At 67.1% G+C, this 25066-nt stretch carries 23 protein-coding genes; 12 read left to right on the top strand and 11 right to left on the bottom strand.

Annotated features, from left to right (window positions below; all coding sequences use genetic code 11):
* The first annotated feature begins 94 nt into the window (after positions 1–94).
* Entirely contained in the window at positions 95–481 is a 387-nt protein-coding gene (locus ABE434_RS02290; protein ID WP_346477665.1) for a hypothetical protein, read from the top strand.
* Positions 482–526: 45 nt separating this feature from the next.
* On the opposite strand, the gene ABE434_RS02285 is transcribed toward ABE434_RS02290, so the two are convergent.
* Both ABE434_RS02285 and ABE434_RS02280 read right to left on the bottom strand, forming a co-directional pair.
* A complete protein-coding gene (locus tag ABE434_RS02285) occupies positions 527–919 on the bottom strand; it encodes a DUF3037 domain-containing protein (RefSeq protein ID WP_346477664.1) in 393 nt (130 codons plus the stop codon).
* Entirely contained in the window at positions 897–1673 is a 777-nt protein-coding gene (locus tag ABE434_RS02280) for a HipA family kinase (RefSeq protein WP_346477663.1), read from the bottom strand. The genes ABE434_RS02285 and ABE434_RS02280 overlap by 23 nt, the downstream gene beginning before the upstream one ends.
* A 129-nt stretch (positions 1674–1802) precedes the next feature.
* Here ABE434_RS02280 and ABE434_RS02275 point away from each other — a divergent pair, with 129 nt between their 5' ends.
* From ABE434_RS02275 to ABE434_RS02260, 4 genes are all read left to right on the top strand, one after another.
* Positions 1803–4274 carry a prolyl oligopeptidase family serine peptidase gene (locus ABE434_RS02275; protein WP_346477662.1) on the top strand — a complete coding sequence of 824 codons (2472 nt, stop codon included), beginning with the start codon at positions 1803–1805 and terminating at the stop codon, positions 4272–4274.
* Between the two features lie 136 nt (positions 4275–4410).
* Positions 4411–4857: a hypothetical protein gene (locus ABE434_RS02270; RefSeq protein ID WP_346477661.1), complete on the top strand. Its 447-nt coding sequence runs from the start codon at positions 4411–4413 to the stop codon at positions 4855–4857.
* 228 nt (positions 4858–5085) lie between these two features.
* Entirely contained in the window at positions 5086–7248 is a 2163-nt protein-coding gene (locus ABE434_RS02265) for a patatin-like phospholipase family protein (protein WP_346477660.1), read from the top strand.
* A 6-nt stretch (positions 7249–7254) separates the two neighbouring features.
* Complete coding sequence (locus ABE434_RS02260) at positions 7255–7656, top strand: hypothetical protein (RefSeq protein WP_346477659.1); 402 nt, start codon at positions 7255–7257, stop codon at positions 7654–7656.
* Positions 7657–7754: 98 nt separating this feature from the next.
* Here ABE434_RS02260 and ABE434_RS02255 read toward each other — a convergent pair whose 3' ends face one another.
* Complete coding sequence (locus ABE434_RS02255) at positions 7755–8294, bottom strand: thioesterase family protein (RefSeq protein WP_346477658.1); 540 nt, start codon at positions 8292–8294, stop codon at positions 7755–7757.
* A gap of 82 nt (positions 8295–8376) precedes the next feature.
* On the opposite strand from ABE434_RS02255, the gene ABE434_RS02250 reads away from it, so the two are divergent.
* Positions 8377–8952, top strand: a complete 576-nt coding sequence (locus ABE434_RS02250; protein ID WP_346477657.1) for a TetR/AcrR family transcriptional regulator — start codon at positions 8377–8379, stop codon at positions 8950–8952.
* A 133-nt stretch (positions 8953–9085) separates the two neighbouring features.
* On the top strand, positions 9086–9772 hold the full coding sequence (locus ABE434_RS02245) for an SGNH/GDSL hydrolase family protein (RefSeq protein ID WP_346477698.1): 687 nt from the start codon (positions 9086–9088) through the stop codon (positions 9770–9772).
* A gap of 20 nt (positions 9773–9792) precedes the next feature.
* Here the strand turns inward: ABE434_RS02245 and ABE434_RS02240 are convergent, their stop codons facing one another.
* A complete protein-coding gene (locus tag ABE434_RS02240) occupies positions 9793–10476 on the bottom strand; it encodes a MarC family protein (RefSeq protein WP_346477656.1) in 684 nt (227 codons plus the stop codon).
* Between the two features lie 204 nt (positions 10477–10680).
* Here ABE434_RS02240 and ABE434_RS02235 point away from each other — a divergent pair, with 204 nt between their 5' ends.
* Genes ABE434_RS02235 through ABE434_RS02220 form a run of 4 tightly spaced genes read left to right on the top strand, consistent with a single transcriptional unit; the run spans position 10681 to position 14424 of the window.
* Entirely contained in the window at positions 10681–11049 is a 369-nt protein-coding gene (locus ABE434_RS02235; protein WP_346477655.1) for a hypothetical protein, read from the top strand.
* A 36-nt stretch (positions 11050–11085) separates the two neighbouring features.
* Complete coding sequence (locus ABE434_RS02230; RefSeq protein ID WP_346477654.1) at positions 11086–12675, top strand: multicopper oxidase domain-containing protein; 1590 nt, start codon at positions 11086–11088, stop codon at positions 12673–12675.
* A complete protein-coding gene (locus ABE434_RS02225) occupies positions 12675–13823 on the top strand; it encodes a hypothetical protein (protein ID WP_346477653.1) in 1149 nt (382 codons plus the stop codon). Before ABE434_RS02230 ends, ABE434_RS02225 begins: the two co-directional genes overlap by 1 nt.
* A 1-nt stretch (position 13824) precedes the next feature.
* Positions 13825–14424, top strand: a complete 600-nt coding sequence (locus ABE434_RS02220) for an SCO family protein (RefSeq protein ID WP_346477652.1) — start codon at positions 13825–13827, stop codon at positions 14422–14424.
* Here ABE434_RS02220 and ABE434_RS02215 read toward each other — a convergent pair whose 3' ends face one another.
* Positions 14425–14709: a hypothetical protein gene (locus ABE434_RS02215; RefSeq protein WP_346477651.1), complete on the bottom strand. Its 285-nt coding sequence runs from the start codon at positions 14707–14709 to the stop codon at positions 14425–14427. It lies immediately after the preceding gene.
* A gap of 512 nt (positions 14710–15221) precedes the next feature.
* Between ABE434_RS02215 and ABE434_RS02210 the strand changes: the two genes are divergently transcribed.
* Positions 15222–15857: a cyclic nucleotide-binding domain-containing protein gene (locus ABE434_RS02210; RefSeq protein WP_346477650.1), complete on the top strand. Its 636-nt coding sequence runs from the start codon at positions 15222–15224 to the stop codon at positions 15855–15857.
* A gap of 28 nt (positions 15858–15885) precedes the next feature.
* Here the strand turns inward: ABE434_RS02210 and ABE434_RS02205 are convergent, their stop codons facing one another.
* The 6 genes from ABE434_RS02205 to hutI form a co-directional block, all read right to left on the bottom strand.
* Entirely contained in the window at positions 15886–18018 is a 2133-nt protein-coding gene (locus tag ABE434_RS02205) for a TonB-dependent receptor (RefSeq protein ID WP_346477649.1), read from the bottom strand.
* Positions 18019–18251: 233 nt separating this feature from the next.
* Complete coding sequence (locus ABE434_RS02200) at positions 18252–19682, bottom strand: serine hydrolase (protein ID WP_346477648.1); 1431 nt, start codon at positions 19680–19682, stop codon at positions 18252–18254.
* Between the two features lie 116 nt (positions 19683–19798).
* Positions 19799–21466 carry a urocanate hydratase gene (gene hutU / locus ABE434_RS02195; protein ID WP_346477647.1) on the bottom strand — a complete coding sequence of 556 codons (1668 nt, stop codon included), beginning with the start codon at positions 21464–21466 and terminating at the stop codon, positions 19799–19801.
* Positions 21463–22296, bottom strand: coding sequence for an N-formylglutamate deformylase (gene hutG, locus ABE434_RS02190; protein WP_346477646.1), 834 nt, complete (start codon positions 22294–22296; stop codon positions 21463–21465). Before hutG ends, hutU begins: the two co-directional genes overlap by 4 nt.
* On the bottom strand, positions 22293–23834 hold the full coding sequence (gene hutH / locus ABE434_RS02185) for a histidine ammonia-lyase (protein ID WP_346477645.1): 1542 nt from the start codon (positions 23832–23834) through the stop codon (positions 22293–22295). Before hutH ends, hutG begins: the two co-directional genes overlap by 4 nt.
* Positions 23835–23857: 23 nt before the next feature.
* Positions 23858–25057: an imidazolonepropionase gene (gene hutI, locus ABE434_RS02180; RefSeq protein WP_346477644.1), complete on the bottom strand. Its 1200-nt coding sequence runs from the start codon at positions 25055–25057 to the stop codon at positions 23858–23860.
* Positions 25058–25066: the final 9 nt, after the last annotated feature.

Raw genomic sequence — 25066 nt, 5'->3', positions numbered from 1 at the left:
CGGGAAGGCGCGCGACACCGTGTAAGAGCGGCATTTGGCGGATGCGGCGCGACGTGGGTATGCTGAGCCACCAAGTCGCTCTACAAGGAAGTTCATGCGCCGTCTTTTCGTGTGTTCCGTTCTACTGGTGTCGAGTCTCTCCGTCAGTGCCGTGGCAGCAGCAAAGGACGACGTCGCTGTCGTTCCACCGACCGAGCTCAGGCACTACTGGACGCCGTCTGAAAAGCCGTTCTCGCCCAATTTGAACTCGGACATGCGAGGCGTTCGAATGTCCAGCGAGGTTGAAGTGGAATACACGATCAACAAGCGCGGCCGCGTGCGCGACGTAAAGGTGCTCGCGTTCGCGCCGGAAGGCAGCAATCCGAACTGGGCCGCCCAAGCCGTCAAGGCGCATGCCTACCTGCCCGCCGAGGGCAACGCGGCCCGCACTCCGATACGCACGCAGACCACGGTCCGCATGCAGCCCCGCACCACGCGCTGAGCCCCACGTGAGCACTATCGCCAGTCATACAAGGCGGTAGTGCGGTCACGTCGGAACGCGCACCATTTTCCGCATCAGATGCTCGACCACGCCTGTCGGCTCCGCCGTGCGCCCGACGTGCGTGCTCGACATCTGCACCACCGAGCTGCGCTTGGCGGTGAGGAAATGGAAGCGGGCGCGCGCAGGCAATTGCGCGATCGGCCCGGCGGTCGCATCACCGCGGCAGATCGCCACGATCGCGTCCAGCCAGGGCCGCAGTCCTTCGATATCCAGTGACGGGGCAAAGGCACGCAGCCGCTCCAGGTCCAGCTCGATCGCCGCTTCGAGATGCTTGGCGCCCGGGCACGACACGATCACCCCGACGTTGATGAACTCCTCGCGCTCGACGCGGGGCACCACGCGGATCACCGCATAGTCATACGTGTGCAGTGTGGGCACGGACGGCCTCCTGGACAAAGGCGGCGCGGACGCGAAGACGGTGTTGCAGGTAATCGATGTAGGCCTGGCGGTAGGCGGTCGGGCTGTCGAAGGTGGGTTCGTCCACCAGCCAGCTGTCCGGCACCAGGCCGACGATGCGCTCGATTTCCGCATCCGGCAGCATCACCGCGAGACCGGGATCCACCTCGGCAATCTGCGTGGCGAACGGCAGCAGCACATGATCGCGGATCAGCACGAACGGCTTCTTGCAGGCCTCGCCGGCACTGGTCCAATCGTGATGGAAATACATCGCTGCGCCATGGTCGATCAGGTACAGCTTGCGATGCCAGACCATCAGGTTGGGATTGCGCGCGGTGCGGTCCACGTTGCTGGTGAACGCATCGAACCACACGATCTTCGAGGCAAGCTCCGCATCGGGCTGCATCGCGGCCGGGTCGTAGTTGATCGCGCCGGGCAGGTAATCGCTGCCCAGGTTCAGGCCTTCGCTGGCGCGGATCAGGTCCTGGATCTCCGGGTCCGGTTCGGTCCGGGCGAACTCGCGGTCCAGCTCGACGAACAGGATCTCCGGAATCGGCAGGCCGAGCGTGCGGGCGATTTCGCCGGCGATCAGTTCGGCGATCAGCGCCTTCGGTCCCTGGCCGGCGCCCCGGAACTTGAGTACGACCATGCCGTCGTCGTCGGTCTCGACAACGGCGGGCAGGGAGCCGCCTTCGCGCAGCGGGGTGACATATCGGAGGGCGTGCACGGTTCGCATGGGGCATTCTAGCCGGGCTTTGCGGTGTCGGGCGGTTAGCCCTTCCGGCCCATTCCCATCGGCCCAAGCGGTGCTAGATTCGGGCCATGCCCCTGTGCGGGCACTCGTTGACACTGCAAGGGGATAAGGATGCTGATTCGTCGTACCTCGTTGGCTGCGGCCGTTGCCGTCGCCACCTTCGGCCTGCTGCCAGCCGCACCGGCCTTTGCCGGTTATGCCACTCCGCCGGAACACCTGCTCAAGGTGCTCAAGGCGCCGCCGCCGCCGACGCCCAGCGTCGACCCCACCGGCCAGCGCCTGTTGCTGACGACGGTGCAGACCTATCCGTCGATCACCCGCGTTGCCCAGCCGTACCTGAAGCTGGCCGGCGTGCGCCTGGAGCCGAAGAACCGCAGCCGCCACGACACCCCGGGTGGTTACGGCATTCCACCGTGCGTCGGTGACTTCACCGTGGTGGAGACCCTCAGCGGCCGCTCCACCAAGGTCTCCTTGCCCAGCGGTTGCGCCGGCATGGCGCTGTGGTCGGCCGACGGTCAACGCTTCGCGTTCCAGAATGTGGTCGATGACAGCGTGCAGTTGTGGATCGGTGATGCGGTCAGTGGCCAAGTCCGCCAGGTGCCCAACGTAGCGCTCAATCCGATCTTCGGCAGCACCGTGCAGTGGCTCGGCGGCAGCCAGCAGCTGCTGGTCAAGCTGGTGCCTGCAAAGCAAGGTTCGGCGCCGAGCGCAGAGGGTGCGATCGGCCCGGATATCCAGGAGTCGCTGGGGACGGCGGGCGAAAGCAGTACTTACGAAGCCCGCGATACGCTGACCAGTGCCTACGATGAAGCGCTGTTCGCCTATTACGGCCAGTCGCAGCTGGCGGTGGTGGATACCGCCTCCAACACCGTGCGCACCGTCGGTGCCCCGGCGCTGCTGGACAGCATCGGGGCCGCCCCGGATGGCGTGCATGTGCTGACCAAAACACTCAAGGCACCGTTCTCGCATGCAGTGACCTATCAGCGTTTCGCCAATGACGTGGCCGTGCTGGATATCGCCAGCGGCCGCAGCACGCCGATCGCCAGCCTGCCGCTGGCCGACCGCGTGCCGGTGCATGGCGTGCCGGAGGGTCCGCGTGATTTCGATTGGCGCGCCACCGATCCAGCCACGCTGGTCTACGCCGAGGCGCTGGACAAGGGCGACTGGAAAGTCACCGTTCCGCATCGCGATCGCGTGTTGATGCTCAAGGCCCCGTTCACCGCCAAGCCCACCGAGATCGCCCGCACCGCGCAGCGCTTCGAAGGCCTGGCCTGGACGGCGCAGCCCGACGTCGCCTTCCTCGACGAGAACGATGAGAACCGGCACTGGCGCCAGACCCGCATCGTCAACGTCGACAACCCCAAGCAGGAAGGTCGCCTGCTGTGGGATCTGTCCAGCGATGAGCTCTACGAGGATCCGGGTAATTTCGTATACGAGCGCCTGCCCAACGGCGCCTACGTGGTGCGTCAGGAAGGCAACACGGTCTTCCTGCGCGGGCAGGGCGCTTCGCCGCAGGGCGATCGTCCCTTCCTGGATGCGCTCAGCCTCCGCAGCCTGAAGACGGAGCGTCTTTTCCGCAGCGATGCCGATTCCTACGAGCAGTTCATCGGCTTCAGCGCCCTCCCGGGCCACCTCATCACCTGGCACCAGTCGGTGACCGATGCGCCGAATGCGTTCGTGCGCCTGCTGGGCGAGGATGTCGCCGACGCCAAGCCGGGCGAGGCGCAGTTCATGTCCAAGCCGGCTGCACTAACCCATCTGGTCGACCCCACCCCGGAAGTGCGCCAGATCAAGAAGCGCCTGGTCACCTACACGCGCGCCGACGGCGTGGACCTGTCGTTCACCCTGTACACCCCGCCGGGCTACAAGGAAGGCCAGCGCGTGCCGGCGATCCTGTACGCCTACCCGGCCGATTTCGCCAACGCCGCGCAGGCGGGGCAGGTGTCCGGTTCGCAGCAGACCTTCACCCGCCTGGCACCGTACCGGCTGATGCTGCTGGCCGGTTACGCGATCATCGACAATGCCTCGTTCCCGATCGTGGGCGACCCGAAAACCGCCTACAACACGTATCTGGAACAGCTTGAGGCCGATGCCAAGGCTGCGGTGGACAAAGCGGTGGACCTGGGTGTGGTCGACCGCAACCGGATCGGTGTCACCGGTCACAGCCATGGGGGCCTGATGACCGCCAACCTGATCGCGCATACCGACCTGTTCAAGGCCGGTGTCGCCACCAGCGGCTCCTACAACAAGACCTTCACCCCGTTCGGTTTCCAGAATGAGCGCCGCTCGGTCTGGCAGGCGCAGGACGTGTACCTGAAGGCCTCGCCGTTCTTCTACGCCGACAAGATCAAGCTGCCGCTGCTGCTGGTCCACGGCGAGGACGATGCGAACCCGGGCACCGAGCCGTTCCAGTCGCGCAAGCTGTTCCAGGCGATCCGCGGCAACGGGGGCACCACGCGCCTGGTGATGCTGCCGCACGAACCGCATTGGTATACCGCGTTGGAATCGAATGAGCAGCTGGTGTCGGAGATGCTGACCTGGTTCGATACGTATGTGAAGAATGCGCCGCCTGCCAAGCGCTGAGGCGGGGCATCGGTAGCATCCGCCGTCCTTCGGCTGCGGTGCGCAACAGACCAACGGCCGCCCGTCATGGGCGGCCGTTGGTGCATGCGCGACCGGCCGCGGCCTTACACTGCCGGAAAGGCACAGGGACGTAAGCATGGAGATACCAGCTTGGGGACCGGCGTTCAGCGGTGTCGTCGGCGGCATCATCGCAACGGGGTTGGTGGCGTCTTGGGCGAGGGGATTGCAGACGCACTACCGTGGCTGGTCCCGGGCCGCGCTGCGGCGCCGTCACCGCACCACGATCCGGGTCGCCAACACCCTGTTCTTCGCGGGATTACTGGGGGGCCTGGCCCTGTACCCGCTGGGCGGATTTGCCAGCAATGATCACCGGCCCGCGTTCCTCGGCTTCGGGCTCGCCTCGCTGTTTCCCCTGCTGGCGCTGATCGTCATTCCGTTTCTGACCGGCCGGAACATACGGGAGGCGTTTGTCGCTTTCGCGGTTGGCCAAGGGGCGCCGGTGTGGGCCACCTGTCTGCCGCTGGCTGGCGGCCTCGTCTGTCTGGCCGTGGCGCTCGTGGGCTTTCTTCCCAGCGGCAGTTGAGATGCAGGGCCCAGGCCTGATGGGTGGACCTCGTCGGGCCCGGCAGGCAAAGTGCGCTTCAAGGGGATGACGGGTAGGGGAGCGAAGGATCGAATGCGGCAGACACAAACACAAACCACCGACAGGCCCACGCGGCGTGCTGGCAGCCGCTGGCTGTTTGTCCTGGCGGCGCTGGCGTGCGCCCCGCTGTTGGCGGCTGCGCAGACCGCTCCCGCGTCCGTTGATCCCGTGCCGCAGGATCCCGACCGCCCCCGCACCTGCCTGGTCCTCGGCGGTGGCGGTGCCCGCGGCGCGGCCCACATCGGTGTGCTCAAAGTGCTGGAGCGCGAGCGCGTGCCGATCGACTGCATCGTCGGCACCTCGATGGGCGCGGTGGTCGGGGGCCTGTATGCCTCCGGCTACACCGCCGATGAGATCGAGGCGGTGCTGGACAGGATCGACTGGGCCGAGGTGCTGCGCGACAAACCGCCGCGCGATGAGCGCAGCATGCGCCGCAAGGAAGATGACCTGCGCCTGCTGGGCGGCGTCGAAGTCGGCCTGAGCAACGGCAAGATCGCGTTCCCGCAGGGCCTGATCCAGGGCCAGAAGCTGGAGATGCTGCTGCGCCGCCTGTTGCTGCCGACCTGGCAGGTGCGCGACTTCGACCAGCTGCCGATTCCGTTCCGGGCCATCGCTACCGATATCGTCAGCGGCGAGAAAGTCGTGTTCGCGCAGGGCGACCTGGCCTTGGCCATCCGCGCCAGCATGTCGGTGCCGGGCGTGTTCGCGCCGGTCCGCTATGAGGACCATCTGCTGGTCGATGGCGGCGTGGTCGACAACGTGCCGATCGATGAAGCGCGCCGGCTGGGCGCGCAGCGGCTGATCGTCTCGCGGGTGGGCTCGCCGCTGATGACCGAGGCGCAGCTGGATTCGCCGCTGGCGATCAGCCACCAGATGGCCAGCGTGCTGATGCAGCGCGAAGTACTCGCGCAGCTGGCCACGCTGGGGCCGCAGGATCTGCTGATCACACCGCCGCTGGGCGACATGGGCAGCCAGGATTTCAACCGCTCGCCGCAGGCGGTCGGCGTCGGTGAGCAGGCCGCGCAGGCCGAGGTGGCCTCCGTCCGGCGCTTCCAGGTGGACGACACCCGCTACGCCGCGTTCCAGCGTCAGCATCGCCCGCCGGCCTACGAGACGCCGATCGTGGCCTTCATCGATGTGCTGCACGACAGGACCCGCACTGCGCGCTACATCGAGCAGCGCCTGCAGCCCGAAGTGGGCCAGCCGCTGGAACCGGACCGCGTCGAGCAGAAGGTGGCCACTGCGTACGGCGAAGGCCGCTACCAGCAGGTGCAGTGGCGGCTGGAGGAGCGCGACGGGCAGCAGGGCCTGGAGCTCGCACCGCAGGACAAACGCTGGGGCCCGGATTTCCTGCATTTCGCCCTGCGCCTGTCCGATGATTTCGATGGCAGCAGCAACTACCAGCTCATCACCGAGCTGACCCGCACCGGCCTCAGCGAGCAGGGCGCCGAGCTCAAACTGCGCGTCGGGCTGGGCGAAGTGGAAGAGGCGTTCGCCGAATACTACCGGCCGTTCGGCAGCAGTGGTCGGCATGCGCTGTCCACGTATGCCAAGTACCGCGCCACTGATCTGGACCTGGCGCTGATGCGCGGGGGCGCACTCGCCGAGTTCCGTTACAGCCAGTGGCTGGGCGGGCTACGCTGGGCGTATTCGCCACATCCGGATTGGGAAATCGCGCTGTTCGGCGAGCGCGGCCGTGAGCGCCTGCGCCTGGACGTCGGCAACCCGACCGAGCTGGGCAATTACCGCGCGGACATGGGCAGCGTCGGCTGGCAGCTGCGCCACGATTCGATCGACAGCTCGGCCTTCCCCAGCCGCGGCCAGCGCCTGTCGCTCACGCGGCAGCACTATCTCGATGCACTGGGCACCGACAACTCGGCGGCGGTCACCCGGGTGCAGTGGGATGGCGCGTGGGCGCAGGGCCACAACCGCTGGCTGGGCGGGGTGCGCGCCACCTCGGCACACGGTGGCGATGATCTGCTGGCCACCTACGGCTTCCTGGGCGGGCTGGGCAATCTGTCCGGCTATCCAGAGGAGGCCATCTTCGCGCCGCAGACCGCGCTGGCACGGGTGGTGTATTACCGCCGCGTCGCGCATGCCGACTCCCTGCTGACGATTCCGCTGTACGTCGGCGGCAGCGTGGAGTGGGGCGGATTCTGGCAGCGCCGCGAGGACGTCAACATCGATGGCATGCAGACGGCGGGCAGCGTGTTCGTCGGTGCCGATACGTTCCTGGGGCCGGTGTTCCTGGGGTATGGGCGCGCGCAGGGGGGGCACGACTCGTTCTATTTGACCTTCGGCTCACTGCTGCGGACGCTGGATGGGTTCTGAGTTGGCATGTGCGATCCGTGCCCGCAGACCTTCCCGCGTTTTATCCTGTGCAGCCCATACCGTGATGTGATGCTGATGAAATCGATGTTCCTGTCATTGTTGCTGCTGCTGTTGGCCGGCCACGCGCATGCCGCTGATGCACCGTCGCTGCCCGCGGCCTGGACGGAGATCGGCATCACTGTCGGCATGCCCTACGCGCAGGCGAAGGTCGCGCTCATCAAGGCCGGCTGGGTTGCATCTGCGCCCGACAACGACGGCGACCCCGTCTTCGCCGCGCATCCCGAGGTGGATTGCGGGCAGGGCTGGGATGCGATCTGCTCGGCAGGATACGGCCGCGGGAACGAGACTTACGGTCTGGTGCTTGCACCTACCGACGATGGAAAGCTGCTGGTGCAGGGCGTTTTCTGACGGGGGCACAAGCTGTCCAAACGAACTGATGACGAAGGCGGAAATCCTGCCGTGGCGCGCAGCGTGACCGCTGGGATGCCCGGTCGGGCTGCGCCGCCTCAGTCCTCTTTCATCGCCAGTTCCGCGGCAAGCAGCGCCTGCGCCGCCTTGCTCAGCTCAGGCGAGGGCACCACCGGCGCACCGATGGCCTCCATCATCTGATCGGTGGAGACGAACCGGCGATGCCGGCGGTCGTAGATGCCGGTGATCAGCAGGGCCCGCGTGGCGACCTTTTCCTCCTCGCCGATCAGCACCCGCTGCTCCATGATGATGCGCGTGCCGACCCAACCGGCCAGCCGCGTTTCCAACACGAAGCGCTGGAACGGCTTGAGCTCGCGCCGGAACTGGATGCTGCCGCCACTGACGATCGGGGCCCACTTCGAGCGCCATGCCACCCGGCCCAGGCCCATGCGGAACACGAGATCGAGCCGGCCCAGGTCGAAGATCGTCCAATAGCGGCCGTTGGTCATGTGCAGGTTGCTGTCGATGTCGTTGGGCAGCACCCGGAAGTTCAGGCGCGACACCGCGAACGGCGCGCTCAGCTTCGGGCGGAAGGGCGAGGACAGCAGCAGGAACAGGAGGCGGAACCAGAGATTCATGGGCAGGGGCGCTCATCTATAACAGGTGTCATAATGGAAATACGCTAATCTATGACACTCGTCTTAGCAAGGAGTCCGGCTCATGAGTGCACGTCATTCCGATGCGCCGCAGCGCGTCGTGGCGGCGGCCGCGGAAATGCTGGCCACCTACGGACTCAATGCCTCCAGCGTCCGTGAGGTCGCCAAGCGCGCGCAGGCGCCGTTCGGCTCCACCTACCACCACTTTCCCGGCGGCAAGCAGCAGGTCCTGGCCGAAGCCACGACATTGGCGGGCACCAAGGTGGATGCGCTGCTCGATACCTGCCTGCAGGGAGCGGCCCCCGACGGGCTGTCCTTGTTCCTGGCGGCGTGGCGCGAGCGCCTGATCCGCTCGGCGTTCCATGTCGGCTGCCCGGTCCTTGCGGCGGCGGTCGAAGAGCCGATCGACGATGCACCCGACGATGCACGGCGGGCCGCGGCCGAGGTGTTCGCGCGCTGGGAAGCCCGTCTGACCGAAGCGTTGGGTCGCGGTGGTCGCTCGCCCGAGCAGGCCAATGGCATGGCCACCATGATCATCGCCAGCATAGAGGGCGCGGTGGCGATGAGCCGGGCCACGCGCGACATCGGCCCGTTCGATCGCGTCGCAGCGCAGCTTGTTTCCCTGGTCGCCGATCGCTGAGACTGTCGGCCTGCCGCCACCGGAGTGCCGCGCTTTGACCGCCTTGATCCGTTCCACCGTGTTCGCCGCGACGCTCGCCGCGTGCGTCCTGCATCCGAGTGCGCACGCGCAGGAATCGCCTGCGACCCATCCGCTGTATCGGGTGCCTGCCGACCAGGCGACGCCCGCGCAGATCACGGAGATGCAGCAGCGCCTGCTGGACTGGCCGCAGCTGCAGCGCTACCGCGGCGAGAACGTCGCATTGACGCCGGTCGCGCCGGGGACGAAGCGCGTGGTGTTCTACGGTGACTCGATCACCGAAGGTTGGGGACGGACCGGTAGCGAGCGTTTCTTCCCGGGCAAGCCCTACGTCAACCGGGGTATTTCCGGGCAGACCACGGCGCAGATGCTGTTGCGCTTCCAGCAGGACGTCATCGCACTGAAGCCGGCGCTGGTCGTGATCCTCGCCGGCACCAACGATATCGCCGGCAATACCGGGCCCACCACGCAGGCGATGATCGAAGACAACCTGCATGCGATGGTGGAACTGGCGCAGGCGCACAACATCCGCATCGTGTTGGCCTCGGTGCTGCCGGTCAGCGATTACCCGTGGCAACCCGGCGTGCAGCCCGCGGGCAAAGTGACGGCGCTCAATCGGGTGTTGCGTGCTTACGCGGAGGAGCAGGGTCTGGTCTATCTGGATTACCACACGGCCATGACCAACAAAGACGGCGGCCTCGACCCGGAACTGGCTGCCGATGGCGTGCATCCCACGCCGGCCGGTTACGCGAAGATGGTGCCGTTGGCCGAAGCGGCGATTGCCCTGGCACAGGGGCGCTGAAGCAATCCCCGGGTCGCGGCTTACCGTGCCGCCTGCTGCGCGAGCAGCTCGGACAGACCGAGCCACCCGATCTGCACGCCGATGCACAGAATCACGAATGCCAGCAGCCGCAGCACCACCTGGGTGCCGGTGCGACCCAGCAGTGACTGCAGTCGCCCGGCGTAGCGCATGCACAGGTAGATCAAGGCGCACAGTGCAAGCAATGCGCACGCGGCGGCTGCGATGTGCACGGCCTCCGGCCCCTGTGCCGGTGAGCTCGTGCCAACCGCGATGGCCACCGCGATGGATCCCGGCCCCACGGTAAGGGGCAGGGTGAAGGGATAGAACAGCAATGAGTCCAGCGAGGCCTCCGCATCGTCGCGGGCCTCCTGCTGGGCGGCGCCGGCCAGCGAGCCATGCTCGCCCTGCGCGGGTGCCTGCAGCAGGCGCCACCCGGTCACCGCGATCACCAGCCCGCCCGCCAGCCGCAGCACCGGGATCGAGATGCCGAAGAACGACAGTACATAGGCCCCGATGCCGATCGAGGCGGCAAGCATCACCAGGCTGTTGAAGGCCACCGCGCGGGCCAGCCGGCTGCGCTGGGCGGTGGTGGCTTCAGGCACGATGCCGAGGACCATCAGCGCCGCGCCCGGCGGATTGATCACCGGGAGCAGGCTGGTGAAGATCACCAGGAAGGTATGGCTGAAGTCGTTCCACATGGCCATGTTTGCTCGCAACACGCGGGGAGCCGCGTCCTACGATGCGGCCAGGTCGGTGAAGGCGGCTTGATCCTGGTCAAGGGGCTGAATGCGCCGGTCGCGCACGGCAAGGCGTCCCGGCTTGATCTAGGTCATGCGTCGGGGCGGCAGCGCTCGCTACCGTGGGGTGGCCTGTGACCGGCGCAGGTCCGAACGCTCCGAGCGAGACCCATGCACGAGCCAGCCTCTCCCCCACCTGCAGCGGACAAGCCGCCAACACATGCGGCCTCCCTGGACGAGGACATCTGCGTCCACATCTTCACCACCTCGGCCGCGATGCTGGGCGTGTGCATGACCGTGGTCGGCGTGCTGCACGTGGTCACGGTACTGCGCCAGGTCGACACCCTCGGCGATGACCTGCTCAGCATCAACTCGCTGATCTACCTGGCCGCGTGCCTGAGCGCCTATTGGGCGCTGCGTACGCGGCGACGCAGGCGCAACCAGTTCCTGGAGGGGATGGCCGACTGGCTGTTCCTGACCGGCCTGGTGGTCAGCACCATTGCCACCGGTTTCATCACCTGGGCCATCGCCGGCACCTGACGCGCCGTTCCCTTCTTCTCTCCAGCAGGTATCGCCATGGCTCTGTCCCGCACCGCAGCGATCACCCCGCGCAGCCGGCAGCGGCGACGGCTGCTCGATGCCTGTCTCGTTGCCCTGACCGGCGTGCTGCTGTGGGTTGGCGCGACGATGGCGCAGGCACCGCCGGACAGCGCGGACCCGGGCGCAGCGCTGCAGGCCCCCACGGAAATCCGCTACGGGGCCGATGGCATCAGCGCGGGCACGCTGCGCGCGGCGATGTCGGCGGTATCCGTGGGCGGGCAGCCATATCGCGCGCTGGTCTTCAACGGCAACTACGACGCCCCGCTGATCCGCACGCGACCCGGTGGCACGGTGGCGATCACGCTGGACAACCAGATGGACGAGAAGACCAATCTCCACTTCCATGGGATGACGGTCACGCCGCTGGACTCGGGTGACAGCATCTTCCGCGAGGTTGGCCCGCACGAGAAAGGGCTGTACCGTTTCAAGCTGCCCCCCGATCACAGCCCGGGCGCCTACTGGTACCACAGCCATTTCCACGGCGGCGCGCAGCGCCAGGTGGAGTCGGGCATCGCCGGGCCTATCCTGGTCGACGGCATCCTCGATCCGTTCCCGGAACTGAAGGGCATCCAGGAGCGCGTTCTGGTCCTGCGCAATTTCCAGAAGACCCGTACCGGCAGGCTGGCCAGCGAGATCGTGACCAGCGCGCCATCGATCCGGACAGTCAACGGGCAGGGCGATCCAGTGATCGCCATCGAGCCCGGCGAAACCCAGCTGTGGCACCTGCTCAACATCTCCGCCAACCAGTACTTCCGCATCCGCATCAACGGGCAGAACGTGCAGATCCTGTCGCGCGACGGCAATACGGTGAACAAGCGGGTGATGACCGATGAACTGCTGATCGGGCCGTCCGCGCGTTTCAGCATTCTGGTGGTCGGCCCGTCCGCGGGCGATCACCCGGTCGAGCTGGCCGCCGGCAATACGGGTGCGGCAGGTGACCAGTACAAGGGCGCGCGCATCGCGACCCTGCGTGCCGGTGGAGCAGCTGTGGCCACCCGGGCGATCACCAGCGCATATCCGGTGTTGGAAGATCTGAGCAATGTGCGTGTGGCCAATGTCCGCCAGTTCGCCTTCCAGGATTCGGCGACTGACGGCGACGCCTTCCTGATCAATGGCGAGCGCTTCGATCCACGCCGGGTGAACACCACCGTCAAACTCGGCGATGTCGAGGAGTGGCGCCTGTACAACCCGTCCCAGGAGCTGCATCAGTTCCATATCCACCAGACCGATTTCCAGGTGGTGGCGATCAACGACAAGCCCGTCCCGTTCAGTGGGTACCGCGATACGGTGTTCATCCCGACCCGCGGTTCGATCACGTTGCGCATTCCGTTCCGTGATCCGGTGATGCTGGGCAAGTTCGTGTACCACTGCCACATCCTCGAGCACGAGGACGGCGGAATGATGCAGGTGATTCAGGTGGTACGCCCGGAGGACTACGCGCAGGCGGTCAAGCTGGCGCCGCTTGGTGGCATCTACGGCGACAACCAGACCTGCAGCTATCTCAGGAACACCGGCCGCGACTTCGCGCTGCCGGCCAACGTGCAGCTGCCTGCGGAGGTGCCGTGATGCGCATCGTGTGCAGATCCCCTCTGTGTGCCGGGCTTGTTGCCGGGCTGGGCCTGCTGGCCAGCCCGGGCGCGCATGCCGACAAGGGCTATTACCCGAACCTGGGCATGGATTACAACGCGGTGATGCAGTACGACGTCAGTCGCACGGAAGGCAGTGGCGTGACCTCCCCGCGCAACACCACGGATTTCTATCCGGACATCCAGAGCAGCTTCTACATCCGCTTCAGCCCCAATGACCAGCTGCGGCTGTCCACCGAGTTCAACCCGGTCAATCCGCCCGCCGCCGGTGAAAAGCGCACTTTCGGCGATCTCGGGCTGGTGGTGAACGAGCTCAACTACTACAAGCTGACCCAGCACACCCAGCTGCAGATCGGCAAGCTGCAGGTGCCGTTCGGGCGTGCGATGGATGCTTCGCCCGGCCTGTATACCAACGATTTCGTCGCCGCCTACGACCTTGGCGGGATGCTGGGCGCCACGTACGCCTACCGCTGGTTCGGCCAGAAAGTCGGGATGATCGAAGGCGGGCTCAACCTGTACATCGCTGACACCACCGAGCTGAGCCGGCCTTTCCTGCGCAGCGGTGCGCGGGCGCAGCGCTCGGACGGCGGGCCGGCCAACACCGGCAAGCTCGATTCCTATGCGGTCACCGTGAACTGGGATGCGATTCCGGCGCTGCCGTTCCTGGAGATGCAGGCCGGCTACATGCGCAACCGCACCGGCGTCGCGCAGCCCGACAGTGGGCCGGCCGATGACGAAGTGATCCGCATTGTGTCCGCGCGCTACATCTGGGCACCCGATTCCAGCGCGGACCTGGATACGACGCTGCGGTTCCGCTATTTCGATATCGTGCCGCTGGTCGAGTACGCGGATGTGCAGAATGAGAATGCGATCGCCGGCAATGACACGCGCTATCTGACGACCTCGGTCACCGTCGACTACGGGCGCTGGGTCTTCGGGGCGACACGTACCGACAAGCGCCGCCCGTGGGCGGCCGGTGCGGGCCGGCATGACTATCTTAACGAAGTGAGCTGCGGCTATCGCGTGACCGGCCAGCTCAGTATCGGGGTCTCAATCGGCAGCCAGGCAGTGGGTGGGCAGGAGGCCAACCTGGTCGGCATGGCGCTGTCCTACAACGGAGCGCACTGAGATGGGGCGCACTCTGTGGACAGTGGCGTGGGTGGGGATCGCGCTTCTGGCGCTACCGGCGTGGTCAGCCTCGCCAGCCAACCCGATCGGCGGTGGTTTCACGCTGGTCGACCAGGACGGGAAGGTAGTCACCGATCGCAGTTTCCATGGCAGGCCGGTGCTGCTGTACTTCGGCTTCACGGCCTGCCCGGATGTCTGCCCGACCGACCTCGCACGGCTGGTGCGCATTGCGCAGCGGGTGCGCGCACTCGGTGGGCCGCCGCTGAAAACGATCTTCGTCAGCGTCGATCCGGCACGCGACACGCCGTCGAAAATGAAGGCCTATGTATCGCTGTTCGGTCCCGATGTGATCGGGCTGACCGGTAGCCCTGCGCAGATCGCGACGGTCACCGATCGCTATCACGTGTATTACCAGAAGGTGCCCTACGGCAAGCAGGGCCAGTACATGATGGATCACTCGACGTTCGTGTTCCTGCTTGATCGCGAGGGCCGCTATGTCGACCATTTCGGGCGCACCGCCGACGAAGCCGCGGTGGCAGGCGATATCGCCGCCGGGCTGGGCGGGACGTCGCCTCGAGCGCACGCGGCCCGGCAGCGATGATCAGGGGCGGCCGCGGTCGTTGGCCGAATTCGCCGCCATCCGCAATTCCTGATCCGCCTGGATCAACAGCTGGCGTGCACGCTCTGCATGGCCGCCGAGGCGCGAATTGTTGTCCTGCTGTGCCACGCCGATCAGTTGGTAGGCCTGCACGATGTGTTCCTGTGCGGTGCGGAGATTGCCATGGCGCTCGCCGATGTTGACGGTGGGCGCCTGCGCCAGGGCGAGCCCGGCGAGGCCAAGGGCGCCGACCAGAGCAAGGGGGGCAAGAAGGGAATGACGCTTCATGGGATCGACTCCGGAAAGGACAGGACGTCCGGACCGTACCCCGCTGCGCCCGGTAGGGGACACGTTACGACCGCCTGGGAACGGTCAGCTTGATGTGGGTCAAGCGCGCAGCGCTTCGCCGGATTTCCTCGACGGCGGGACTGAACGCTTCAGCCTGGCGCGCGCCCGGAGAGGGCTCGACGGCATAAACCAGTAGAAATACTGATCGTTCGGATATTGCACTTCGCCGCGGCTCAAAACAGTATGAATCCGCCACCGGCAAGGGCAGCAGTATCAGTGCGGATGGGGTGTGTCAGTCACAGGGGGAAAGGCGGCAGGTGCAGTACCTGCCAGACGCGCCCGCGCACCGGGTGACGCAGCATCGCAGGAGGCCCACGATCATGCGAATCCTCTCTGGCACGCCGTCGGCGCTGCGCTGCGCATGCTGTTCCTGCCCGCTGGGTCCGGGGTGCTTTCCGGGATCCGCCGATGCGGCCCATCTGCAGGAGTTGGAGAGGCTGGTCGAGCACACGATGCCCGTGCATGCCGGCCATCTGTTGTTCCGGCAAGGTGATCGGTTCCAGTACCTCACGGCGATCCGCCTGGGCACGGTCAAGACTTATGCCGTGGATCGCGAAGGCCGCGAGCAGACCCTCGGGTTCCACATGCCGGGTGATTTCCTCGGCCTCAGTGCCATCGATGAAGAGCGCTACCCCTGCAATGCGGTGGCGCTGGATACCGTGAGCCTGTGCCGGCTGCCGTTCCACGAGATCGCGGAACTGGCCACGAGAATGCCGATGCTGCAGGCCACGTTGTTCCGGTTGATGAGTCGTGACATCGCCCGCGCCACCCAGTTGGCGTGCAACAGCATGGCCGACGAGCGGTTGGCCGCGTTCCTGATCGACATGGCCGACCGCATGGCGGCGCGGGGCTACGCGGCGAACCGGTGGCAGCTCACGATGTCGCGGATGGATATCGCCAGCTACCTGCGGCTCGCACCGGAAACCCTGAGCCGGTTGTTGCGTCGCTTCCAGGCGGAAGGGCTGGTGAATATAGAGGGGCGTGATGTCGAAGTACGCGGCCGCGACCGCCTGCAGGCATTGGCGGCCGCCGACCCCATGCGGCGGAGCGCTGCAGCCGGCGTGCAGGTCCGCAACCAGGCAGCCTAGCGCGGCATGCAGTAGCGGGCTGTGGCGCTCAGTCAAAGCGCCAGCGCACCCCGGCATACACACCGCGCCCGTCACCCGGCGTCGATCGCGCGACATCCTTGCCCGCATCGTCGTAGCCCGGGGTCACCGTGGCGGCATAGTGGCGGTCGCTCAGGTTGCGCAGTTCCGCCCAGGCCTGCCAGCGGCCACCGGGGGCGTCGTAGCCGATGCGGGTGCCGAAGGTCACGTGGCTGTCGGCGGCCATGCTGTTGGCATAGTCGACGAACATTTTCGACGCGTACTCGGTGTTCAGCCCGGCGTAGAAGCCGGCCGGGTGGTCGTAGCGCAGTTCGGCCTGGTAGTAGTGGCGCGGCAGGCCGGGCAGGCGGTTGCTACCGAAGCGTGCATCATCGCGGTAGCGGAAGTCGCTGAAGGTGTAGGCCTGGCGCAATGACAGCCGCCCGCCGACGCCCTGCCACAGCGCACTGTCCAGGCCGGCTTCGATGCCACGGTGTACGGTCGGGCTGGCGTTGGATTCGGCGATGAACAGGTTCGGCACCGGCTGCACTTCCACGGTGAGCAGTTCGTGGTTGAGGCGCGCGTAGTAGCCGGTCAGCTCCCAGCGGCCGAGTGCGCTGTCGCCGCGCGCGCCCAGTTCCAGCGTGGTTGCGGTCTGGTTGTCCAGATTCACCGGCGCGCGCTGGCGGCCGGTGGAGGCGCCATTGCCGGCGGCGAAGTACTGGTTCGATCCCCAGATCATCGACCACGGGTGGGCTGGTTCCACCGAGCGGCTGAGGTTGCCGAACCACTGTGTCTGCGGCGTCTGCTGCCAGGTGAAGCCCAGCCGCGGCGCGTAATCCCACTGGCGCTCGGATAGTTTCTCCGCCGTCGCCGGCCAGGTGACCTGCACATCGCGGCGGGTGTGGATCAGCGCCAGCCCGGTCTGCAGGCGCAGCGTGTCGCTCAGCGCCAGATCATTGCCGACGTGCAGCACGCTGTCGGTGCCGTAATGCTCAAAGTCGCGGGTGTGCGTGCCGGCCGCGTATCCGTTGCTGGCGAAGCGCAGGGTCTCGCGCACGTTGGCATCCAGATCGTGGGTGACGCGCAGGCCGATCGTGGTCACGCTGTCATGCCCGAACAGCGCGTGCCGGCGGCGGTAGTCGAGCGTGCCGTTGAGGTTGGCGTAGTCCAGCTGCTGGCGGTACAGGCTCTCGTTCAAGTCCATCGGGTACGTGTGATAGACGAGGCCGGCCTGCAGCGACGAATCGTCATCGATGGTGTAGGTCGTGGTGTTGCCGATCCAGGTGCTGCCCGGCTGCGGGCGGCGCGCGTCGATCGCCAGGTTGGCTGGATTCGCCGCGCGTGGATCGTTGCGGATCTGCGCGCGGGTCAGGCGCCCCGGGGTTTCGTGATCGGTTTCGCGGTAGCGCAGGAAGAAGCGCGTTTCGAGATCCGGGGTGAGCTGCCAGCCGAGGTTGGCCACCGCACCTTTGCCCTTGCCGGCCGCGTGCTGCTGATAGCCGTCGTACTCGGTATCGGTGTAGGCCAGGAAATAGTCGACAGCGTCGTGCACGCCGCCGACGCTGATGCCGCGCTTCTGGTAACCGCGTGCGCCGGCTTCGTAGTGCAGCTCCAGCCCGGGTGTATCGCGCCCGCTGCGGGTGATGTAGTTGATCGCACCGCCCAGCGCCAGGGCACCGCGCTCGAACCCGTTGGCACCGCGCAGGACCTCGACGCGGCTCAGCCACAGCGGCTCCAGCAGCTCGTACGGCGTGCCACCCGGGCCGGTCAGCGGCAGGCCATCCAGCGAGACCGACAGGCCGGAGGCATGCGCACCCGGCGCGCGGTTGAGGCCTGAGCCGCGGATGGAGACCTTGACGCCTTCATTGCCGGCGCTCTGCGCGCTGATGCCGGGCTGGTAGGCCAGCACATCGGCGGTACCGGCGACGCGGCCCTGGCCGACCTGGGTCATATCGACGACGTTGCCTGCGCCGGGCACCCGGTCGAGGGCGCGGCGCGCAGCCTCGGTTGCATCGGCGGCGGTGACGTTGACCGCGTCCAGAGTGACGGCCTGGCCGGCGGGGGCGGCGCGGGCGGTGTCGGTGGCGGCAAAGCTGGCCAGCAGGGCGGCGGCGAGCAGGGACAGGGCAGGGGCGGTGGAGCGATTCGGGAGGACAGTCATTCGTGCGCGCTATCAGTGTCGACAGGGCGCGTGTTGGCGCGACACTCTGTCAACTTCATGTGGGGCGCGCAAGTTAACAGGATGTGGGGGTGTTCGTCACCCTTGTGGGGCGTATGGGTGACGAACGCCGACGGCGGGATGTCCATAGTGCGGCCGCTGGCCGGCTCGCCAGGATCTACGCGATCCCGTCGCGTGAGAACCATGATTGCGTGGTTGCCGGCCAGCGGCCGGCACTACCGGGCCGCTGCCAGAGCTTTCGACTTGGCGTACAGCCGTTCGGCCTGCTTCGGGTCCCCCAGCGCGGAGTAGGTCTCCGCCAAGCTGTCCCAGGCATTGGGCGAGCGTGGGAACAGCGTAGTGTTGAGAGTGAAGATGTGCACGGCGGTGGCATGGCCCAGGTTCTCGGCCACGGCGTAGCCCACGCGATTGATGTCCTGCTCCGGCGTCGCCTGATCACCGCGCCCGGTGTTGGTGAGCCACTGTCGCAACGCGGTTGTGCGTGCGGCCGTCTGGGGCTCCAGCGCGTAGGTGATCAGCGTTTCCGACAGTGTCTCGCGGGGGAACTGCGTTGGGGCCACCGCCGCCATCGTGCTGTCCACCAGCGTGCGTGACCACACGTTCTTCGCACTGCCGTTGGTGAGGTAGATGAAGCTGTAGGTATCTCCGGCCAGGCCGTCGGTGAAGGCGATCCGCGCCCGCACCCGCGTGCCACCGTCATGCCCCACCATGCGGTAGTCGCCGCTTTCCTCGAATTCCCAACCAGTGGAGAAGCCGCTGCGTCGCCCGTTGCTCAACAGCTGCGGCTGCCACAGACGTTGCAGCGTGGCATGACGCACCAGCTCCTCGCGGGTCAGGGCCAGCAGGAAGCGGTCCAGATCACCGACGGTGGTATGCAGCGTGGCATGCCCGTAGGCATAGGATGGCCACGCGATGTCGTCTTCGCGCTGCAGCGAACCCTGCTTGCCGATGTAGGCGATGGCGGTGTTTTCCTGCGCGGGGCCCGCCGAACCCAGCGAGGTGTGCGTCAATCCCAGCGGGCGCAGCACACGTTCTTCGACGATCTGCGTATAGGGCTGCTGGTACTGCGCTTCCAACAGCGCGGTGAGGACCAGATAGTTTGTCTGCGTGTACCGGTTGGCGGTGCCCGGGGCGAACTGGAGCGGCGCAGTGTCGAGCGCCTTGAATACATCCGCCAGCGTGGCCGGAAAGGAATCGCCCTGCGAGGTGACTATCTTGCCGTCGTGGGTCTGGAAATACTCAGGAACCCCCGACGCGTGATCGAGGAACTGCTGCACGCTGATCGCCCGCCAAGCCTCTGGCAGATCTGGCAGATAACGGCTGGCCGGCACGTTCATCTCAATCCAGCCGGCTTCCACCCGTTGCATGACCAAGGTGCTCACCAGCAGTTTGGCCAGCGAATAAGCGTTGAACACCGTCTCGGGTGTCACCGGCCGGTGCGTCGTGAGGTCGGCCTCTCCAGCGACGGCCTGCGCGAGAAGCTTGCCGTCGTGCCGTATCAGCACCGACTGACCGGCGATGCCATAGCGCTCCGCGTTGGCATGGAGCTGCCGGGTGATCCGAGTGTCTAGGTCATCGGCACGGGCGGCGCCGGACGGTGTCGATAACGCGGTCAGCAGGACGGCTACACAGGCGAAACGACGCATTGCGGGCATCCCCGTACGTGAGCCAGCACAGTAGGAAGCGTGGATACGCCGGTCAATGCGACGGAAGTCACCCCCGGCCATGAAAAGGCCCCGGCACTTGGCCGAGGCTTCCCAAGTCAGCCCAGAATCCCAGGCAGATCCAGCCCCTTCTCCTTCGCGCAGTCCACCGCGATCTCATACCCCGCATCGGCATGCCGCATCACGCCCGTGGCCGGGTCGTTCCACAGCACGCGCGCGATGCGCTTGGCCGCGGCCTCGGTGCCATCGCAGACGATGACCATGCCGGCATGCTGCGAGAAGCCCATGCCGACGCCGCCGCCATGATGCAGCGACACCCAGGTGGCGCCGCTGGCGGTGTTGAGCAGGGCGTTGAGCAGCGGCCAGTCGGAGACGGCATCGGAGCCGTCCTGCATGGCCTCGGTTTCGCGGTTGGGCGAGGCGACGCTGCCCGAATCCAGATGGTCGCGGCCGATCACCACCGGCGCCTTCAGTTCGCCATTGGCAACCATCTCGTTGAAGGCGAGGCCCAACCGATCACGATCGCCCAGGCCGACCCAGCAGATGCGTGCAGGCAGACCCTGGAACTTGATCTTCTCGGCGGCCATGTCGAGCCAGCGATGCAGGTGTGGGTTGTCCGGGATCAGTTCCTTGACCTTGGCATCGGTCTTGGCGATGTCCTCCGGATCGCCGCTCAACGCGGCCCAGCGGAACGGGCCGATGCCGCGGCAGAACAGCGGGCGGATGTAGGCGGGCACGAAGCCGGGGAAGTCGAATGCATCTTCCACGCCTTCTTCCAGCGCCATCTGGCGCAGGTTGTTGCCGTAGTCCACCGTCGGTACGCCGAGCGAGTGGAAGCCGAGCATGGCGCGGATGTGGTTGGCCATCGACGCGCGCGCGGCGGCTTCCACGTCCTTCGGTGCGGAGACGCGCTTGTCGTCCCATTCCTCCACGGTCCAGCCCTGCGGCAGGTAACCGTTGACCGGGTCGTGCGCGGAAGTCTGGTCGGTCAGCAGGTCTGGCTTCACGCCGCGGATCAGCAGCTCGTCGAGCACGTCGGCAACGTTGCCGAGCAGGCCGACCGAGAGCGGCTTCTTCGCGGTGCAGGATTCCTCGATCAGGCGCAGCGCTTCGTCGAGGTCATCGGTCCAGGTGTCGAGATACCCCGTACGCAGGCGCATCTCGATGCTGCTCTTGCGGCATTCCACCGCGAGGCAGGAAGCCCCGGCCATCACCGCGGCCAGTGGCTGCGCGCCGCCCATGCCGCCCAGGCCACCGGTGAACAGCCATTTGCCGGCCAGGCTGCCGTTGTAGTGCTGGCGGCCCATTTCCACGAAGGTCTCGTAAGTGCCCTGCACGATGCCCTGCGCGCCGATGTAGATCCAGCTGCCCGCGGTCATCTGGCCGTACATCGCCAGACCCTTCTTGTCGAGCTCGTTGAAGTGGTCCCAGTTGGCCCAGCGCGGCACCAGGTTGGAATTGGCAATCAGCACGCGCGGGGCATCGACGTGGGTGCGGAACACGCCGACCGGCTTGCCGGACTGGACCAGCAGGGTCTGGTCATCCTCGAGCCGCTGCAGGGTCTCGATGATCTTGTCGTAGCTCTCCCAGTCGCGCGCGGCGCGGCCGATGCCGCCGTAGACCACCAGCTCCTGCGGGCGCTCGGCCACGTCCGGGTGCAGGTTGTTCATCAGCATGCGCAGCGGGGCTTCAGTCAGCCAGCTCTTGCAGGTCAGCGTGGTGCCGGTCGGGGCGAGGATGGTGCGGGTGGAATCGAGACGGGTCATGCAGCACTCCGGGACGTAGCGAAGTCGAGACAGGCATCGAGCACCTGCTGCAGCGTGGCGCGCAGCGGGGCGGCGTGATCGGGATCCAATGGCGTGGGCCAGCTGTGCTCATCCACGGCCTCGGGCTCGTGCATGTAGCCGCGGCAAGCCAGCTCCATCTGCAGCGTGTGCACGCCGCCCGGGATGTCGCTGTAATGGCGGGTGATGTAGCCGCCCTTGAAGCGGCCGTTGCGCACATGGCTCATGCCGCTCATCGCGCACAGGTTGTCGACCACGTCGGTCAGCGCGTTGTCGCAGGTGGTATCGCCGTTGGTGCCGAGGTTGAACTGCGGCAGCTGACCATCGAACAGGTGCGGGATGTGCGAGCGGATCGAGTGCGCGTCGTACACCACCACGGTGCCGTGCCCGGCCCGCAGGCGCGCGATCTCCGCGGCGAGCGCATCGTGGTACGGCACGAACCAGGTGTCGCGGCGGCGCGCGATCTCGGCCTCGTCCGGTCCGTGACCATCCCGGTACAACGGCTGGTTGTCGAAGGTGGTCAGCGGGCACAGGCCGGTGGTGTTCTGGCCCGGGTACAGCGAGGTGCCGCTGGGGTCGCGGTTGACGTCGATGACCGAGCGCGACACCGCCGTGCGCACCGTGGTGGCGCCCATCTGCTGCGCGAAGGCATACAGCTCGTGCACCCACCAGTCGGCGTCGCGACGGGCCAGCCACGGCGACAGGAACTGCGAGGCCAGTGCCTCCGGGAGTTCGGTGCCGGTATGCGGGAAGCTGACGATCAACGGCACATCGCCGCGGTGGATCTGCAGCCAGTCCGGATGCGCGGTCATGACAGCGGCTCCAGGGGCGGCAGGATGTCGCCGAGGCCTTCAGCAAGCACGCCGCTGCGCACCAGGTTGGTCGCGGCGACCATGTCCGGATGGAAATAGCGGTCGTCTTCCAGCGTCGGCACCTGCGCGCGCAGGCGCTGGCGGACTGCTTCCAGCGCGTTGCTGGAGCGCAGCGGGGCGTGGAAATCGCAGCCCTGCGCGGCGGCGAGCAGCTCGATGCCGATCACGTTGGCGGCGTTTTCGGCCATCGCCATCAGGCGGCGCGCACCGTGTGCGGCCATCGAGACGTGGTCTTCCTGGTTGGCCGAGGTCGGGATCGAGTCGACGCTGGCCGGATAGGCGCGCTGCTTGTTTTCCGAGACCAGCGCAGCGGCGGTGACCTGCGGAATCATGAAGCCGGAGTTGAGGCCGGGCTTCGGGGTGAGGAAGGCGGGCAGGCCGGACAGCGCCGGGTCGACCAGCATCGCGGTACGCCGCTCGCTGATCGAGCCGATTTCGCATACGGCCATCGCCAGCATGTCCGCCGCGAAGGCGACCGGCTCGGCGTGGAAGTTGCCGCCGCTCAGCGCCTCGTTGGTATCGGTGAACACCAGCGGATTGTCGGAGACGCCGTTGGCTTCGATCGCCAGCGTGGTGGCCGCCTGGCGCATCACGTCGAACGCGGCGCCCATCACCTGCGGCTGGCAGCGCAGGCAGTACGGATCCTGCACGCGCACGTCGTTGTCGCGGTGCGATTCGCGGATCGCCGAGCCCTGCATCAGGGTGCGCAGCGCGGCGGCGGTGGCGATCTGCCCGCGCTGGCCGCGGATGCTGTGGATGCGCGGGTCGAACGGCGTGTCCGAGCCCTTGGCCGCTTCGACCGAGAGCGCGCCGGTGACCAGCGCCGCACGGAACACGGTGTCGATCGCGAACAGGCCGGCCAGTGCGTAGGCGGTGGAGTACTGGGTGCCGTTGAGCAGGGCCAGGCCTTCCTTCGCGCCGAGCACCAGCGGGGCCAGGCCGACCTTGGCCAACGCCTCGGCAGCCGGCAGGCGCTGGCCATCGACGAAGGCTTCGCCGACACCAATCATCACGCTCGCCAGATGCGAGAGCGGGGCCAGGTCGCCCGAGGCGCCGACCGAGCCCTGGCACGGAATGACCGGAATGAAGTCGTGCTGCAGGAACGCTTCCAGCAGGGCCAGCGTCTGCGGGCGGATACCCGAGGCGCCCTGGGCCAGGCTGGCCAGCTTCAGCGCCATCATCAGGCGCACCACGGGGGCCGGCATGGGCTCGCCGACGCCGGCCGCATGCGAGAGCACGATATTGCGCTGCAGGGTTTCCAGATCCTCGCGCTCGATACGCACGCTGGCCAGCTTGCCGAAGCCGGTGTTGATGCCATACACCGGCGCGCCCTTGGCGACGATGTCGGCCACCGTCTGCGCACTGCGCAGCACGGCCGCGGCCGAGGCCGGGTCCAGCCGCACCCGCGCGCCATCGTGGATGGCGCGCCATTGCGCCAGGGTCACGGCGCCGGGGTGCAGGGTCAGGGTAGTGCTCATGGAATCTCCAGACATCACAGGGTTCATGCGGGTTGGCCTCGCATCACGCGGGCGTGCAGGGGGTTGAAGCCCATGCGGTAGACAAGGTCGGCGGGGGCCTCGATGTCCCACAGGGCGAGGTTGCAGTCCAGGCCGACCGCCAGCCGGCCGATCCGGTCCTGCCGGCCCAGTGCACGCGCCGCTTCGCGGGTGAACCCGGCGATGCATTCGTCCACGGTCATGCGGAACAGGGTGGCGGCCATGTTCATCGCCAGCAGCGGGCTGGTCAGCGGCGACGTGCCCGGGTTGGAATCGGTGGCCAGTGCCAGTGGCACCCCGGCCGCGCGCAGTGCGGGGATCGGGGGCAGGGTGGTGTCGCGGGTGAAGTAGAACGCGCCCGGCAGCAGCACCGCCACGCTGCCGGCGCTGCGCATCGCGGCGATGCCGTCGGCGTCGAGGTGTTCGATATGGTCGGCCGACAGCGCACCATGGCGCGCCGCCAGGGCAGCACCGTGCTGGTTGCTGAGCTGCTCGGCGTGGATCTTGATCGCCAGGCCATGCTGCTGCGCGGCGAAGAAGACCTGCTCGGCCTGCGCGGCGCTGAAGGCGATGTTCTCGCAGAACACGTCCACCGCTTCGGCCAGTCCGGCGGCCGCAACGGCCGGAATCATGACGTTGCAGACCTCGTCGATGTACTCCTGCGCCTCGCGGCCCGGCGGAATCGCGTGCGCGCCGAGGAAGGTCGGCACGATCTCGACCGCGCGCCGGCGGCCCAGCTCGCGCGCGACCTGCAACTGCTTGGTCTCATCGGCCAGGGTCAGCCCGTAACCGGATTTGATCTCGATCGTGGTGATGCCTTCGGCCAGCATGGCGTCGAGCCGGGGCAGGCTGGCGGCGAGCAGGTCGGCCTCGCTGGCGGCGCGGGTGGCGCGCACGGTGGAGACGATGCCGCCGCCGGCGCGGGCGATATCGGCATAGCTCACGCCCTGCAGGCGCTGCTCGAACTCGCCGGCACGGTTGCCGGCATAGACCAGATGGGTATGGCAGTCGATCAGGCCGGGGCTGATCCAGCGCCCGGCGCAGTCGATGCGCTGGGCCGCCTGCAGATGATCGGCCGAACCCGCCGCCCCCACATGCACGATGCGGCCATCGGTGGCGGCGATGACGCCCTCCTCGATCACGCCCAGGCCCGGGCCGTCGACGGTGATCAGGTTGGCGTGGTACCAGAGGGTGTCACAGTGCATGGCAGCAAC

It is taken from the genome of Stenotrophomonas sp. TWI1183, assembly GCF_039673115.1.
Lineage (GTDB): Bacteria > Pseudomonadota > Gammaproteobacteria > Xanthomonadales > Xanthomonadaceae > Stenotrophomonas > Stenotrophomonas maltophilia_AA.
Note: the sequence above shows the minus strand (reverse complement) of the source record. Positions and strands in the feature narration are given on the sequence as shown.

Coding starts and splice junctions, on each gene's coding strand:
- ABE434_RS02290 (WP_346477665.1), top strand. CDS start 95: ATGCGCCGTCTTTTCGTGTGTTCCGTTCTACTGGTGTCGAGTCTCTCC.
- ABE434_RS02280 (WP_346477663.1), bottom strand. CDS start 1,673: ATGCGAACCGTGCACGCCCTCCGATATGTCACCCCGCTGCGCGAAGGC.
- ABE434_RS02275 (WP_346477662.1), top strand. CDS start 1,803: ATGCTGATTCGTCGTACCTCGTTGGCTGCGGCCGTTGCCGTCGCCACC.
- ABE434_RS02270 (WP_346477661.1), top strand. CDS start 4,411: ATGGAGATACCAGCTTGGGGACCGGCGTTCAGCGGTGTCGTCGGCGGC.
- ABE434_RS02260 (WP_346477659.1), top strand. CDS start 7,255: ATGTGCGATCCGTGCCCGCAGACCTTCCCGCGTTTTATCCTGTGCAGC.
- ABE434_RS02255 (WP_346477658.1), bottom strand. CDS start 8,294: ATGAATCTCTGGTTCCGCCTCCTGTTCCTGCTGCTGTCCTCGCCCTTC.
- ABE434_RS02250 (WP_346477657.1), top strand. CDS start 8,377: ATGAGTGCACGTCATTCCGATGCGCCGCAGCGCGTCGTGGCGGCGGCC.
- ABE434_RS02240 (WP_346477656.1), bottom strand. CDS start 10,476: ATGGCCATGTGGAACGACTTCAGCCATACCTTCCTGGTGATCTTCACC.
- ABE434_RS02235 (WP_346477655.1), top strand. CDS start 10,681: ATGCACGAGCCAGCCTCTCCCCCACCTGCAGCGGACAAGCCGCCAACA.
- ABE434_RS02230 (WP_346477654.1), top strand. CDS start 11,086: ATGGCTCTGTCCCGCACCGCAGCGATCACCCCGCGCAGCCGGCAGCGG.
- ABE434_RS02225 (WP_346477653.1), top strand. CDS start 12,675: ATGCGCATCGTGTGCAGATCCCCTCTGTGTGCCGGGCTTGTTGCCGGG.
- ABE434_RS02220 (WP_346477652.1), top strand. CDS start 13,825: ATGGGGCGCACTCTGTGGACAGTGGCGTGGGTGGGGATCGCGCTTCTG.
- ABE434_RS02215 (WP_346477651.1), bottom strand. CDS start 14,709: ATGAAGCGTCATTCCCTTCTTGCCCCCCTTGCTCTGGTCGGCGCCCTT.
- ABE434_RS02210 (WP_346477650.1), top strand. CDS start 15,222: ATGCCCGTGCATGCCGGCCATCTGTTGTTCCGGCAAGGTGATCGGTTC.
- ABE434_RS02205 (WP_346477649.1), bottom strand. CDS start 18,018: ATGACTGTCCTCCCGAATCGCTCCACCGCCCCTGCCCTGTCCCTGCTC.
- ABE434_RS02200 (WP_346477648.1), bottom strand. CDS start 19,682: ATGCGTCGTTTCGCCTGTGTAGCCGTCCTGCTGACCGCGTTATCGACA.
- hutU (WP_346477647.1), bottom strand. CDS start 21,466: ATGACCCGTCTCGATTCCACCCGCACCATCCTCGCCCCGACCGGCACC.
- hutG (WP_346477646.1), bottom strand. CDS start 22,296: ATGACCGCGCATCCGGACTGGCTGCAGATCCACCGCGGCGATGTGCCG.
- hutH (WP_346477645.1), bottom strand. CDS start 23,834: ATGAGCACTACCCTGACCCTGCACCCCGGCGCCGTGACCCTGGCGCAA.
- hutI (WP_346477644.1), bottom strand. CDS start 25,057: ATGCACTGTGACACCCTCTGGTACCACGCCAACCTGATCACCGTCGAC.